We start from the raw sequence: 14,059 nt of genomic DNA on the forward strand, positions 1-14,059 counted from the left end.
CAAGTTATGAGATTGGAGAGATGAGAATGAACTTTCAAGAACTAGATACATTGGATGAACGAATAGATCTTATGAGAAAGCTTGCAAAAGATTTCCTCATACGAGCACATCAGGTTGATATAGAAGGCAGTTTTCCGTTTGCAAATATCCAGGACCTAAAAGATACGGGATACACGACTTTGACTGTTCCATCTATGTATGGGGGGAAGGAGATTTCACTCTATGAGCTAATTCGACTTCAAGAAACGATGGCGGAAGGTGACGGAGCAACCGCTCTTTCCGTTGGCTGGCATATGGGGATAATCATGAATTTACATGAAAAAAACTCATGGAAGGAGTCAATCTTTAGATATCTTTGTGAACAAGTGAAAAATGGTGCACTAATCAATAGTGCCCAAAGTGAACCAAAGACAGGTAGTCCTACGCGAGGTGGCAGACCAGAAACCACAGCCGAGAAAGTAAAGAATGGCTGGGTTATTAATGGAAGGAAAACATTTACGACAATGTCGCCTGTCCTAGATTTCTTCATTGTTAGTGCAACAATCAAAGAGACAAATGATGTCGCCAATTTTCTTATTCCACGGTCAACAATTGGATTGAATATAGAGGAAACTTGGGATAGTATCGCATTAAAAGGAACTGGAAGTCATGACTTAATTTTGGATAATTGTTTAGTAGAAAGTGAATACCTAGTTGAGGAGTTTAGCTCTAATGCAAAAAGGGCAAATGGCTGGCTCCTCCATATACCAGCATGTTATCTTGGTATAGCAAAAGCCGCGCAAAGATATGCGATTCAATTCGCTAAGGACTATTCCCCAAATAGTATTCTTGGACCAATCATCGATTTACCAAATGTTCAGCAAAAACTTGGTGAAGTTGAGTTAAAATTAATGCAGTCCGAATACATCGTATACGGAGTTGCAAGACAATGGGACCTCGCAAACGATGATGGCCGGGAAAAGCTGGGAGCAGCTTTAGGAGCTGCCAAATTATCTGTTACGAATATGGCAATCGAAGTTGTTGATTTGGCAATGAGAATCGTGGGTGCAAAAAGTCTTTCAATGAAAAATCCGTTACAACGATATTATCGAGACGTTAGAGCGGGTCTGCATAATCCACCGATGGATGATATGACAATCCAATTATTAGCTAAGAATAGTATTTTAAACCATTAAGATAATAGACCATCTTTTCTTTGAAAAGATGGTCTGAAAAATTATTCTTCGATAAGTTCTCCAATATCTACTACGGAGCGTTCTTCCAAAGGGCCGCGTAAATGTACTGTTGCTGTATGTCCCTCTTCATTTAATTGATCAATCCATACAGATGCACCATTATATTTGACTTCAATATCTGCAGATGATGAAAGAATTTGTTTTACTCGGTTAATATTCATTACATTCACTCCTATGCAATAGTCATTTATTTAACATCTTTTCATTTCATTCAAATCCAATTGCAAGTGCTTCCTTCTATTATATAGCAGTCTTTATCCTTCAATAAGGATAGTCGATATGTACACCATTGATAGTTCCTGGCTCATCAATATCTCCTAAGCTGTTCAGATAATTATCTAGCTCAACTTGGAGTTCGTTCGGAGCGCCAGGCTTTAAGTGCCAATTTCCCGGTTCATCAACAAAATACGGACTTTTTGTGAATTCAGGCCTAATTCTGGGCATAATGTTCTCCTTTTTAATTTTTTCTACTTTCCTTTTGTTTATGCTATCCAATGTATAATGAGTTCATTCACGTATATCTTTAAGCTTACATCTGCTAAATATAAGTCTATCTTCATATTGCTCCCTAATCTATTCAGGTTTATGATAGGTTGCAATGAAGTCTTATAAAAAATTGAAACTAAATAGCATTTATTTCGTCTTATATTATTGAAGATTGAAATCAGTCATGTCCAACTGATAACTGACATAAAAATATAATATGATTAATAAGAAATGACCAATCAATTGGTAGTGATGAAGATATTTGTCGAAAAAGTAAAACTGTGTAGATTTTTGTTGGAAAGAGGAGATAAAAACAGCCTGATATATGTTTTTATTTTTATTAGAAATGTGATATAGTAATTGAGGTTCGTTTACCGAAGCTTAATTGGTAAGTGAGGGGAGATTTTTTTAAAATGAATAAAATTAGACTACCTAAAATATTAAAAAATAGTCATATTACATTCCTTGCAGCGGCTGTATTATTATTTTGGATCAAGACCTATGCAGCATATCAAATTGAATTTAACTTAGGTATTGAAAATAACCTTCAAAAGTTTTTGCTTTTGATTAATCCATTAAGTTCAGCGCTCTTCTTCTTTGGTATAGCATTGCTTTTTAAGAAACGCTCGAAGATGATCATGATTATTATTAATTTCTTTTTATCATTCTTGTTGTACGCGAATATTGCCTATTATCGTTTCTTTAATGATTTCATTACAGTCCCAGTTCTAATGCAAACCAAAACGAATGCCGGACAACTTGGGGACAGTGCGCTGTCATTAATGTCACCATTGGATATTTTTTATTTTACCGACATGTTCATCTTAATTGCGTTAGCACTAACAGTTTTCAAGAAAGTTACGGTAACGAGCAGAAAAACCTATAAAATCGTCCTATTATTTTCAATTACTACTTTTCTATTTAATTTAGGTTTAGCTGAGAAAGACCGTCCACAGTTGCTGTCACGTTCTTTTGACCGAAATTATTTAGTAAAGTACCTTGGTGCATACAACTTTACCATTTATGATGTTATCCAAAATATTAAATCATCAAGTCAGCGTGCGTTGGCTGATAGCAGCGATATTACAGATGTTGAGAACTATCGAAAAGCAAACTATGCTGCACCAAATCCGAAGTATTTCGGGAAAGCTAAGGGTATGAATGTCGTCTATATTTCAATGGAATCTTTTCAAAGCTTTATGATTGATTATAAAATGCCTAACGGACAAGAAGTAACGCCATTTTTGAATTCTTTGGCACATGATAATAATACCTTCTATTTTGATAATTTTTATCATCAAACAGGTCAGGGGAAAACATCAGATGCTGAATTCCTGATGGAAAATTCTTTATATCCGATGGCACAAGGTGCTGTATTTGTTAACAAAGCCCAAAACACCTATCAAGCGATGCCTTCTATTCTAAAAGGACAGGGGTATAGTTCGGCAGTGTTACATGGAAACTACAAAACATTTTGGAACCGAAACGTAATTTATAAAGCATTTGGATACGATCAATTCTTTGATGCAGAATACTATAGCATGTCAGATGAAAATACAAAAAACTATGGAATGAAAGATAAACCTTTCTTTAAAGAATCTATTCCATTGCTTGAAAGCTTAAAGCAGCCGTTCTATACAAAGTTCATTTCATTATCTAATCATTTCCCATTTGAAATGGATCCGGAAGATACTAACTTTCCTGCCGGGGATTATGGTGATACGGTTGTAAACCAATATTTCCAATCCGCAAACTATATGGATCAGGCATTTGAGCAATTCTTTAATGACTTAAAAGCAAACGGTATGTATGATAATACAATCATTGTTATGTATGGTGACCACTACGGTATCTCTGAAAACCATAATGATGCAATGGCAAAGGTTATGGGGGTCGACGAAATCACTCCTGCAATCAATGCGAAATTACAACGAGTTCCATTATTTATTCATGTCCCTGGTGTAAAGGGCGGTGTTCAACACCAGGTGGGCGGGGAAGTCGATGTCCGTCCAACCGTTCTTCATTTATTAGGCATTGATACGAAGGATTATATGGAATTTGGTTCTGATTTACTTTCTAAACAACACCGTAATTGGGCATTATTTAGGAACGGTGACTTTGTAAGCTCTGATGTTATCCAGATTAATGAAAAATGTTATGCATCTGAAACTGGACTATTATTAGAAGATAATACTACTTGTAAAGACGTTGATACGAAGGTTAATACTGAATTAAACATGTCCGATGAAATTGTTTACAAAGACCTGCTACGGTTTTATAAGCCAAAAGGATATACACCAATTAATCCAAATGATTATGAGTATTTAGGGCCTAAAGGTGTTAAAGTGATAGAAGAAAAGTAACTTTATCAAAAGAGAGAGAAGAATCGCCAGCTTCTCTCTTTTTATTTTTGTATAGGAAATTATAAAATATTAATTGTGGAAAAATTAATTTAGTCTCTTTGAATCCAGCTCCAGCGCCCAACGGCTAGTGTCCTTCGCTCTCCGCCCTACGATAAGTCAACATCGAATCGCTAACGCTCTTCGTGTTTCCTTTATCTCAGTTGGAGCGCTCCAGGCCATACGCCGCTGAACGGGCGCTTGCGCCTTTTGTTTTTGACTAAAAAAGTATTGAAATAGATAGTATAAATCATTTTAAGGGGCATTTTTTATGAACAATAGATTTCTCCAATTAATATTTTCTCTAATTGTAATTATCCCTATTCTGCTCGCAGGTTGCTCTGGAACCGAACCAACTAATATAAAAAGTGAAGATAAAACTTCCTCCGTTGTAAAAAACAATGAAGATCTCACGAATGAAACGAATGAACCAAAGCTTCAATCACAATCTCAAACAGAAGCACCTGCTAAATCGAAAATCACTAATAAGAATTTACTCCCTGCGACCATCGTTAAAAATGTGGATGGAGATACCATTAATATTCGTCTTAATGGGAAAATCGAAAAGGTACGAATGCTTTGTGTTGATACTCCTGAAACACATCACCCTCGGCTAGGGGTACAGCCATTTGGACCGGAAGCAGCCGGGTATACCAAAAAAATTCTCCCCGTAGGGACCAAAGTTGAAATTGAACCTGGTATAGGGGATGGCCGTGATAAATATGGGCGCTTACTTGCCTATATTTATGTCAATGGAAAAATGTTTAATGAAATGCTGCTTGAACAAGGACTAGCTCGTGTGGCTTATATTTATGCGCCAAATACCCAATATGTAGATGAATTTTATGCAATCCAAAAGAAAGCACAAAAAAAAGGTGTGGGCATCTGGTCGATTGAAAATTATGCTCAAGAGGATGGGTATAATACAGATAATGCTGACAAACCGGAAGATAAAAGTACAAATTCAAAAGCTCCTTCAGAGAACAACTATCAAAATAACCCAAGCGATGATCAAGAAACAAACTTAGATTGTAAAGGCAAGATTAAAGGGAACGCGAATTCCCATATCTACCATGTACCGGGTGGGAGTTTTTATGACTCCACCACCGACAATATCGTCTGGTTTTGTTCAGAAAAAGAAGCACAGGATAAGGGATACAGAAAGTCTATGAGATGAGATATTTTCTTCAATTGAACAGAGGGCATTTAGATGCCTTCTGTTTTTTTTTATAAAAAATAGCCATGTACCAATTCTTATCATATAATAGATAAAATAATTATTTTGAAAAAGTTAGGAGAGATCGCATGAGAGACGTTACCCTATTAAATATATTTGAACATCACATTGCCCAAAAATATTTGAACCGCTCAGGTCTTGCCCATGCGATTGCTGTCGCTTATCACGCCTTCCAGTTAGGAAAAGAGCATCGTTTAGATGTGGATATTGCCGCAAAAGCAGGCCTGCTCCATGATATGGGCCATTATACATGGTATAAAAATGGTAAATGGGATTATGACTTATACAAACAAAATGATATTCATCCAATAAAAGGGGCAGAGCGGGCACATAAACTCCTAATTCGACTAGGTGAAAACCCAATCAAAGCAAAAACAATTGCCCTCGCTATTCTATTTCATACTGACTCTTTTCTCCCATCAAACGATATCGTTCGGACCCCGTTACAACAAATTGTTAAATGGGCAGATGAAAAAGATGAAGAAGAAGGCGGCATGCACCATTACCGAACCATTGAATATGAACGTGCAAAACAAAGCATCATCCGCTTGGACGAATGGATTGACAAAAATATAGAATAAAAAAAGGCGGTGCAGTTATTGCACCGTCTTTGTTTATATATTTAGATATAGATTTACTTTCTAGTAAATCCTTCTTCCTGAAGAAACGTCTCTGCTTCTTCATATGTATCAAAACTTGCATCAAGGTTCAGGCCAAAATATATATTCCAAGAATCATTTTCATTAATTAAAACAAGGAGATTTTTTTCACTATCGACCCAGCGCTCCTCCTTTGAATCACCGATAATTGCTTCCTCTGTCGTTGTTTTCTCGACTGGAGATAGGGCTTGAATCGATTGTTTTAGCACTTTACGGAGCTGTTCTTCGGAGAAATCACGGATATTGACCATCCCCTTTTCATCCGTATCATAATTCTCCAACATTCCTGCATAAACAAATCCATTCCCATTAGGGTGTAAATGATAAATAATGTTTTTCTTATCTGAGATACTGCCTTCGAATTGAAAATTGATGCGTCCAAGAGACACATTTTTGCGCTCCAATTCAGGAAATGATTCGATTATAGCTAATTTTTCATTAAATGTAAGCATAGTTTCCTCCAATATTTAAGTCAATCTCCTTCATCATACAGATATTTTACCCAAAGGTAAAACCTTTAAAAAAAAGAGTCGCAGGGGAGATGTTTTTTAGAGAATATATTGAAAATTTTTATAGATAGTGTAAAATTACACCATAGAGGAAAAATAAGGATACTGACTTTTAAAGGAATCCAATATGAAGGTGGGAAGATTTTATGGATTCGAATCAAAATGAAGAGCGGAGAAAAAACTTTAGAAAAGAGTTATATTCATTACGAGAGGAGGGCTATCTTTCAGAGGCAATTGTCGATACGGTGGCAGAAGCACATCATCAGTATTATTTGGATTTGTTAAAAATGGAGACAGAACCTCCATCCAATGAAATAAATGTGCCTAGTACGGCAGCTGCCCCGCAGAAACTGCAAAAGGTGAAAAAGAAGTTAAACCCGGAAGAAATTCGTGAACGGTATATTACTTGGTTATTAAATATTGGTGTTATTTTCTTATTAATCGGTGGTTTGTTTGTTGCTACAAGTAATTGGGAATCGATGACTAGCTTCATGAAAAGTGGATCTATTGCAGTTGTTGCCTTATTATTTTATGGTACTGCTTTTTTAACAAGAAAGGTATTGAAAATTGAAAAGACTGCCTTTGCCTTTACTGTCCTTGGAAGTTTGTTTTTGCCTATTTTTATCCTATCACTCGGATGGTTTGGACTCTTAGGTCCTTATTTATCAATAGATGGGGAGGGGCGGTATCTTCTCGGAATGCTGGGGACTTTGTTGCCAATCATGGTTTACTATCTATTCGCAAAAAACTTGGGTTCGAGATTATTTGTTTGGTTTACTTATGTCTCAATATCACTAGGAACCGCCTTTTTGTTAGCGAACTTTCATCTGAAGATTGATCTCTTTTACCTGGGAATGATGGTTTTTAATGCGATTTTTATTATTGTATATCATCAGGTTAAGCATAAAGAATCGTTTAAATTATTTACGACTGAATTTATTCCGTACGTCCAAGTTAATCTTGTTCTTTGTACACTTATGATGCTGTTTTTATACGATAACCAGGTCTTATATAGTTTCAATCTGCTATTAACAGCGATTATTTATTTATCGATGATGTATGTGAGCGGGCGAAAAGAATACCATTTCATTTTTAGTATCATGATTGTGTATGGAGCCTACCAATTGATTGAACATAGCTTCCTCGATTATTTTGGGGCGATTGTTTATGCTTTAATCGGATTTGGGATGGTTTTTGTTCCAAAGGCTTTGAATGATCAGTTTACATTAAATAAGGCCTTCCAATATACAAGTGCGGTAATTTCAGGTTTGGCATTTATTTATATTAGTCTTGAAGGAATCCTTCTGCGTGCAGGTAATCCTTCGATTGTGCTCATGCTTGCCTATTTTATCATTGCAGGTAACTTTATTTATTTGTCCCATAACGGCTCAAGAATGTTATTTCCTTATTTAAGCGCGTTTTTTGCAGCGTCTGGAATTTATGAAACGGTTGCCTTATTGAGTCAGCCATTCGATACAGTCAATTTTTCGCTTCAGTTGTCAATCACAGGTTTTATCCTATTTAGTGTGTTAGGCATCTTACGCCTTTCAACGTATGTAAGGATCCTACAGATCCCTTCCAGAGATGTGGGCATGTCCATTATCGTGCTTGCGATGATGACTGCCTTGCCGTTGCTATTATGGTGGGAACTAGGAGTCATATTATTTCTTTTTGTCGTTGCTGCTTTTCTGCTGTATAAGAATGAAACAAGAATGATCTTAAAGGAAGCGGCTTTATGGGTAATTCCTAGTTTTCTTGGTTTTTCTATCGTAGCTTTTGGAGAAGAAGTTAACACTAATTTCCCCGTGTACCTTAATTTATATGGATATACTATTAATTTTGCTTTTGCTGCAATCTTGGTTTTATTATCGAGTTTTGTTTGGAAAAAAGCTGGGGAAAAGGAATTGGCTAAGAATTCTTTATATACCTCACAGGCTTTTTATTCATTTGCTATTTTCTATGCATTGTTAAGTCCGATTCATGTATTATGGGTTCAACCGCTTGTTTTGCTCGTTGGAATCTGTATGTATTATTACTTGTATAAAAAAATTGGTACGAAGTGGGTCCCATTTTTAGTAAGTATTTCAGCTTTGCTTTCGTATTTTTCAATTATCCATGCGGTTATGATGAAAATTTCTTTTGATCAAACAGTTCATTCATTTATCGCTTCTACGAGTGCAGTCATAATACTAATTGTCGCATTCCTTATTCGGAAAAATGACTTGAGTTTATCACTTGCGTTTGGTTGGGTAGGGCACTGTATTTATCCATTAGCACTCTTGTATACATGGTTTGCATTTCATTCAGACTCAGGTTACAGCTTTATTGTAGCGGTGTTTGTTTATGCATTTAGCACAAAGTTGACTATGTTAGAATGGAAAATCAAAGTTTTCCTTTTTGGCAGTTTTACTTCCATATTCTTTATTGTTTCTACTGGATTAGAACAGTTAATTAATCAATACTTTGGAAATTATGAGTTTCCAATCACAAGTAGTTTTATTCTTCTTTTTGCGCTCATCGCAAAGGATGAATTTAAGAAACGGACAGCCTATTATTTAGTCCCATTTTCAATGATTGGCATTTTGTTTACTGCTATGACCTATCCATTTGATTTGCTACCTTATCTGGTAACACTTGCCTATATTATGGGTTTACTAATTTATTTACATAAGATTAAATGGGGGATTCTGGGGGTCGTTCCCTTATTCTTAGCATTTATCGCAACGGTTGAATACACATATTTTAGTGAATTAAATGAACTTGATAAAATGCTCATGTCTGGAGGATTTGGAGTAGTTCTAGCAATGATCGGACCATTCATTTACAAAAAGCTCGTGGTATATGGACCGAAAATTCACCAGTCAAAAATAGACGGCTATACGTTTGTTTCATTCTTATTTTTCGTCCTTATGTACAGTTTCGATATTCAATCCATCTGGAATCATGCACTGCCAGGTGTTTTGATTGCCGTTTTACTTTTGATACAAAGAAAAAGAGTACCTGAAAAGTTCTCTGTCCTATTGACAATACTTGGCGGAGCCTATTTATTACAACCATACTATTCTATAATAGCAAAGCTTAGTATCCCGTCCCTATGGGAACGGGAAGTGATTGTTCTTCCGTTTATTATTCTAATCATTTTTATCCGACGTTGTTTAAAGGGGCGATATTCGGCTATCACGAATGCTGTTCAATGGGGAATCCTAATCATTGTATCGCTATTATTAATCCAGGATGGTTTAGCGAGCCATACGATTTATGATGCGCTTATTTTAGGAACACTCTCCTTGTTGTCGCTGCTTTCAGGCATGTTCCTGCAAATAAAGTCCTACTTCTTTGTTGGTGCAGGGGTATTATTATTAAATGTGTTCCTGCAAACTAGACCCTACTGGGGGAATATGCCGTGGTGGTTCTATTTATTAATTGCAGGTCTTATCTTGATAACAGTGGCAAGCTTTAATGAATGGAATAAGCAAAAAATGAATAAAGGTGAATCGACATTTATCACCCGTTTGAAGGTAATGGTAATAGATAAGATAAAAAAGTGGGATTAAGGAGAAAAGGCTGATTGCGATAATATTGTTGAATATTACCATAAGGTTTGTTATAATAGAATTAATTAAATAACTTACTGAATTTGGAGGAGCCTGTCACCAAGGGATATCTATGTCCCGTGGTCGACAGGCTCTTTTTGTTTTCTCTCAAAAAGGGTCTGTTTATAAAAAAAGCAGACCCTTTTAATTTTTGACTAAGGAAAGGTGATTGGATGGAATTAATTTTTGAATTAGGCATTATTTTATTTGCCTCTAAGATAGCAGGGGATCTTTGTGTTAAATTGGGTCAGCCCTCGGTTCTAGGGAAGTTGTTAATAGGGGTTATTATCGGACCAGCCGTGTTAGGGCTCGTTTCAGATACGAGAACCTTAGCTGATTTAAGCCATATTGGCGTTATCTTGTTGATGTTTATTGCCGGTATGGAAACTGATTTGAATGAATTTAGACGGAGCTGGAAAGCGTCCACCTTGGTCGGAATCAGTGGAATCATTGTACCTTTAGGGTTGGGCTACGTAGCTGGAATTTTGATAAATATGACAACTATCCAAGCATTATTTTTAGGGTTATTACTTTCGGCAACAAGTGTTAGTATTTCCGTTCAAGCACTAAAAGAGTTAGATAAGCTGCAATCGAAAGAAGGGACCACAATTTTAGGTGCAGCGGTTATTGATGATGTCCTTGTCATCGTCGCATTGGCCTTTTTAATGAGTATGGCCGGCGGAGAAGTAAATTTAAGCATGATGATTGTGAAAAAGGGACTCTTTTTCACGGGTGCTATTTTAGTAGCTTGGAAGGTAGTTCCTTGGGTATTAAAGAAATTTGCACCGTTAAAGGTCACTGAGTCACTTGTCACGGGTGCATTAATCATTTGCTTCCTGTTTGCCTATGTTGCTGAAATAACGGGTGTAGCGGCTATTATTGGGTCGTACATTGCCGGGGTAGCTATTAATCAAACAATTTATAAGGGGAAAATATTTACGAAAGTGGAAACGATTAGCTATTCCTTTTTTGTACCAGTTTTTTTTACCTCGATTGGTGTAGCAGTAAGCTTCGACGGAATCTCAAAAAATTTCGGGTTAATTATTGGTTTTAGTATCCTAGCCATTTTAACAAAGTTAATCGGAGCTGCACTAGGAGCAAAAATTGCTCATTTTTCATGGAAGAATTCACTTGGAATTGGTGCTGCAATGGTTTCGCGCGGAGAGGTGGCCTTAATTATTGCGACGATTGGTTTGGAGACAAACTTAATTAGTCAGGAATTATTTGCTGTTTTGGTAGTAGTCGTACTAATTACAACCATCGTTACACCGCCAATGATGAAGTTTTTTTTCAACGAAGGAGATAAACGAACAGAACTGAAAACCCAGTATTCAGTAAAATTGGAATCTAGATAAACAAAAATCCAGCCAAACCAACGGCTGGATTTTTTTAAGGATCATGAAACGGATTTTAATGTTTTCGCTTCATTTTGCTTACCAACATTTTTTAAGCCAATTATAAATCTTGTTGTAAAAATAATCGCTGAAATGATGATAAAAACTCCACAAACAGCACCTACTTGGTCAGAACCAGTCCACTCTGGTAAATGTTCAGCCCAGCGACGTGGCGTGCTGATCTTACCGGCATAGAGGAACGAACCTGCTAAACCAGAGAAGAAAACAAAATAGGTGAAAATTGCCCCGTTATCCAGTCCGGATTGCTTTTGAGTTCCTTCAGTTTTATTAAAATAGTACATAAAACCAAAAATCATTGCAACAACGCCCATGCCCATATACGTGTGGAAGTGACCCGGCACCCATTTGGTATTATGCATCACATGGTTCACCACGATTGTGGCATCAATAATGGCCGGTACCGCACCTGCAACCCAACCGAACATGGCTAGAAACATCATACTTGATGCGAAATCCCATTTGACTGCTGAGCGGAAAACAATCATTAAAGCGCCATAAGCTGTTACAACCATTACTGGTAAACCATTAGCATAAGAAAATATTTGTCCAATAATTAACATCCATCTCGGCACAGCAAAGTCCATCAATAAGTGGTGTGTGTAAATCATTAATGTAAACAAGGTGGAAAAATTCCAGGCAATCAAAAACGCTTTATTCGATTTCCATGGACGCCCGGTATATTCAGAGAGAACCTCATAGACAGCGATGACTGCCATATAAATGGTGCAATTGGCAAAAATATGACCAAATGCATAGGTTAAATGCTTCGCAACCATTGGATCGAAGGTGAAACTAGGATTTAATATATTAATAATTGATTCCACTATGGCTGTAGCACCAGCTAAGATTCCAGTGGAATTAGCGATGATAACCATCGTTGTTGCAACGACTGCAGCGGGTGGTCCATAGCCTTTTTTGCCTCTAAAAATATAATCCCAGCCTAGTGATTTACCTAGACCCCCATATTCCTTGATCAGTCTTGCAGCTAAATAAAAATACATGACCAAATAGCCTACACCTAATAATAACAGCCCAAATAAAAATAATAAGGCACCTGTTGAGCCATTTATTTTTGCGGAAGCAGACGGAAGTGGATAAAGGAAGGTCCAGCCATCTGAAAAATTAAAGCCAAATATAGCGGTGAGAATCATCACCACTCCTATCAAGGATAGAATTAGATTGGTAAAGAAAACCTTTGGATTCAAATGTATATATTTTGATAGATAATACCACATGATAGCACTACCGCCCAAAGCAGCAATTCCAATCATACCTGTTCCATGGATCGTCATAACCTTATAAAACAATTGCGCAGAAATTTGGATAACGTTTCCTTGATTTAATAACATGATTACTCCGAAAATCATCATTAACACAAGAACAACGGAGGTTACAACTAAAGATAGAGCAACACCTTTTTTTATCGAGTTTCGAGCATTACTTTCCATATTATTTACCCCCTTTCGGCTTTACGATGATGTCTTTAATCATGACATGGTGACCTGTGCTGCAATATTCTAAACACATAATTTTATAAGTTCCTGGTTTGTTAAATGTTATTGAAAGCTTATTGGTATAGTTTGGCATAGCCTGTGTTTGTGCGATAAGATGAAGTTTTTCATCATACAGACCAAATCCATGTGTTACATCCTTACTCGTGACACGAAATTGGATAGGTTCCCCCGCGATAAAGTTTTCATCACTTAATTCCCATGCAAATTGTATCCCGGTAACATCAACCACTTTTACATTTCCTTTTGCTTGTGCATGCTGGTCATGGTATGGAAGTTTGCTTAATGAGATAGCTGATGCGAATCCCATAATGGCAAGTAAACCTAGAAAATAAAACTTACGAATTTTGTAGCCTTTTTCTTGAATAGGTCCATACTCTTTTAGTTTTCTCGATTCTCCGTACACAAACGAAAATGCTAGTGCGATCAGGAAAACGAAAAATAATGTAGCGTACCACGCAATAGATTGGTACATAATAAACCCTCCCATAGTAAATATAATCAAACCAGAAGTCCCCCAACCGCTAGTTTGATTTCCTATACCATTGTAAACACCTTTTTATGAAAAAATAGTGAATAATATCATACCTTTACTATGTAATTAAGTACTAGTCATTTTCATATTTTTTTGGTATTCGAAAAAGTACCCCCATTAATAGGACGGATTAGTCGAATAATCTTTCAAAGCAATAAAAAGACTAAATTCAGGAGGTTAGAAATGGGAACCATGATCATTGATATCGACAAATTACTGGAAGCAACGTCAAATCTAACATCTGAGAAAAACAACAATAAAGTGAAGAAAGTTGAAATAGACATCTTACTTGAAAATACACGTGATTGGTAAAAATAATATTGAACTAATAGTTTCAAAAAATGCCTTCTATATAAAAGAAGGCATTTTTTGTTGTTTTTAGAACAATAAAAGGCAACTGAATAATGTAAATAAAGTTGATAGGATTATGCCGCTTTAAAGCAAAAAAATATTTTCAGCAAATCTATTGCTTTTCCTTCA

Annotated in this window: 12 protein-coding genes; 7 read left to right on the plus strand and 5 right to left on the minus strand. The window is 36.3% G+C overall.

What is annotated here, in order from left to right:
- Positions 1-26: 26 nt before the first annotated feature.
- Complete coding sequence (locus RCG22_RS24845) at positions 27-1,175, plus strand: acyl-CoA dehydrogenase family protein (protein WP_308105093.1); 1,149 nt, start codon at positions 27-29, stop codon at positions 1,173-1,175.
- 41 nt (positions 1,176-1,216) lie between these two features.
- Here RCG22_RS24845 and RCG22_RS24850 read toward each other — a convergent pair whose 3' ends face one another.
- The gene (locus tag RCG22_RS24850) at positions 1,217-1,396 is read right to left on the minus strand and encodes an H-type small acid-soluble spore protein (protein WP_098262026.1); all 180 of its coding nucleotides are present in this window, start codon (positions 1,394-1,396) and stop codon (positions 1,217-1,219) included.
- A 100-nt stretch (positions 1,397-1,496) separates the two neighbouring features.
- Positions 1,497-1,679, minus strand: coding sequence for a hypothetical protein (locus RCG22_RS24855; RefSeq protein ID WP_098262025.1), 183 nt, complete (start codon positions 1,677-1,679; stop codon positions 1,497-1,499).
- A gap of 455 nt (positions 1,680-2,134) precedes the next feature.
- On the opposite strand from RCG22_RS24855, the gene ltaS reads away from it, so the two are divergent.
- The 3 genes from ltaS (at position 2,135) to RCG22_RS24870 (ending at position 5,938) form a co-directional block, all read left to right on the plus strand.
- Positions 2,135-4,084 carry a lipoteichoic acid synthase gene (gene ltaS, locus RCG22_RS24860; RefSeq protein ID WP_098262024.1) on the plus strand — a complete coding sequence of 650 codons (1,950 nt, stop codon included), beginning with the start codon at positions 2,135-2,137 and terminating at the stop codon, positions 4,082-4,084.
- A gap of 307 nt (positions 4,085-4,391) precedes the next feature.
- A complete protein-coding gene (locus tag RCG22_RS24865) occupies positions 4,392-5,297 on the plus strand; it encodes a thermonuclease family protein (RefSeq protein WP_308105094.1) in 906 nt (301 codons plus the stop codon).
- 128 nt (positions 5,298-5,425) lie between these two features.
- Complete coding sequence (locus RCG22_RS24870) at positions 5,426-5,938, plus strand: HD domain-containing protein (RefSeq protein ID WP_308105095.1); 513 nt, start codon at positions 5,426-5,428, stop codon at positions 5,936-5,938.
- A gap of 53 nt (positions 5,939-5,991) precedes the next feature.
- Here RCG22_RS24870 and RCG22_RS24875 read toward each other — a convergent pair whose 3' ends face one another.
- Entirely contained in the window at positions 5,992-6,468 is a 477-nt protein-coding gene (locus RCG22_RS24875; RefSeq protein WP_098262021.1) for a hypothetical protein, read from the minus strand.
- Between the two features lie 203 nt (positions 6,469-6,671).
- Here RCG22_RS24875 and RCG22_RS24880 point away from each other — a divergent pair, with 203 nt between their 5' ends.
- The gene (locus tag RCG22_RS24880) at positions 6,672-10,079 is read left to right on the plus strand and encodes a DUF4956 domain-containing protein (protein ID WP_308105096.1); all 3,408 of its coding nucleotides are present in this window, start codon (positions 6,672-6,674) and stop codon (positions 10,077-10,079) included.
- Between the two features lie 212 nt (positions 10,080-10,291).
- Positions 10,292-11,473 carry a cation:proton antiporter gene (locus RCG22_RS24885; RefSeq protein WP_308105097.1) on the plus strand — a complete coding sequence of 394 codons (1,182 nt, stop codon included), beginning with the start codon at positions 10,292-10,294 and terminating at the stop codon, positions 11,471-11,473.
- Between the two features lie 41 nt (positions 11,474-11,514).
- Here the strand turns inward: RCG22_RS24885 and RCG22_RS24890 are convergent, their stop codons facing one another.
- Both RCG22_RS24890 and RCG22_RS24895 read right to left on the minus strand, forming a co-directional pair.
- Positions 11,515-12,981 (minus strand): cbb3-type cytochrome c oxidase subunit I, encoded by a 1,467-nt coding sequence (locus RCG22_RS24890; RefSeq protein ID WP_308105098.1) that lies wholly within the window; start codon positions 12,979-12,981, stop codon positions 11,515-11,517.
- Position 12,982: 1 nt separating this feature from the next.
- Entirely contained in the window at positions 12,983-13,519 is a 537-nt protein-coding gene (locus RCG22_RS24895) for a cupredoxin domain-containing protein (RefSeq protein WP_098262017.1), read from the minus strand.
- Positions 13,520-13,762: 243 nt separating this feature from the next.
- On the opposite strand from RCG22_RS24895, the gene RCG22_RS24900 reads away from it, so the two are divergent.
- Complete coding sequence (locus tag RCG22_RS24900; protein ID WP_278251549.1) at positions 13,763-13,891, plus strand: hypothetical protein; 129 nt, start codon at positions 13,763-13,765, stop codon at positions 13,889-13,891.
- Positions 13,892-14,059: the final 168 nt, after the last annotated feature.

The sequence above is a fragment of the Neobacillus nitrireducens genome (assembly GCF_030915405.1).
Taxonomy (GTDB): domain Bacteria; phylum Bacillota; class Bacilli; order Bacillales; family Cytobacillaceae; genus Neobacillus.

Bases quoted from the DNA above. Each gene is read 5' to 3' on its own strand.
- RCG22_RS24875 (WP_098262021.1), bottom strand. From the start codon at position 6,468: ATGCTTACATTTAATGAAAAATTAGCTATAATCGAATCATTTCCTGAA.
- RCG22_RS24890 (WP_308105098.1), bottom strand. From the start codon at position 12,981: ATGGAAAGTAATGCTCGAAACTCGATAAAAAAAGGTGTTGCTCTATCT.
- RCG22_RS24900 (WP_278251549.1), top strand. From the start codon at position 13,763: ATGGGAACCATGATCATTGATATCGACAAATTACTGGAAGCAACGTCA.
- RCG22_RS24855 (WP_098262025.1), bottom strand. From the start codon at position 1,679: ATGCCCAGAATTAGGCCTGAATTCACAAAAAGTCCGTATTTTGTTGAT.
- RCG22_RS24870 (WP_308105095.1), top strand. From the start codon at position 5,426: ATGAGAGACGTTACCCTATTAAATATATTTGAACATCACATTGCCCAA.
- RCG22_RS24880 (WP_308105096.1), top strand. From the start codon at position 6,672: ATGGATTCGAATCAAAATGAAGAGCGGAGAAAAAACTTTAGAAAAGAG.
- RCG22_RS24865 (WP_308105094.1), top strand. From the start codon at position 4,392: ATGAACAATAGATTTCTCCAATTAATATTTTCTCTAATTGTAATTATC.
- RCG22_RS24850 (WP_098262026.1), bottom strand. From the start codon at position 1,396: ATGAATATTAACCGAGTAAAACAAATTCTTTCATCATCTGCAGATATT.
- ltaS (WP_098262024.1), top strand. From the start codon at position 2,135: ATGAATAAAATTAGACTACCTAAAATATTAAAAAATAGTCATATTACA.
- RCG22_RS24845 (WP_308105093.1), top strand. From the start codon at position 27: ATGAACTTTCAAGAACTAGATACATTGGATGAACGAATAGATCTTATG.
- RCG22_RS24895 (WP_098262017.1), bottom strand. From the start codon at position 13,519: ATGTACCAATCTATTGCGTGGTACGCTACATTATTTTTCGTTTTCCTG.
- RCG22_RS24885 (WP_308105097.1), top strand. From the start codon at position 10,292: ATGGAATTAATTTTTGAATTAGGCATTATTTTATTTGCCTCTAAGATA.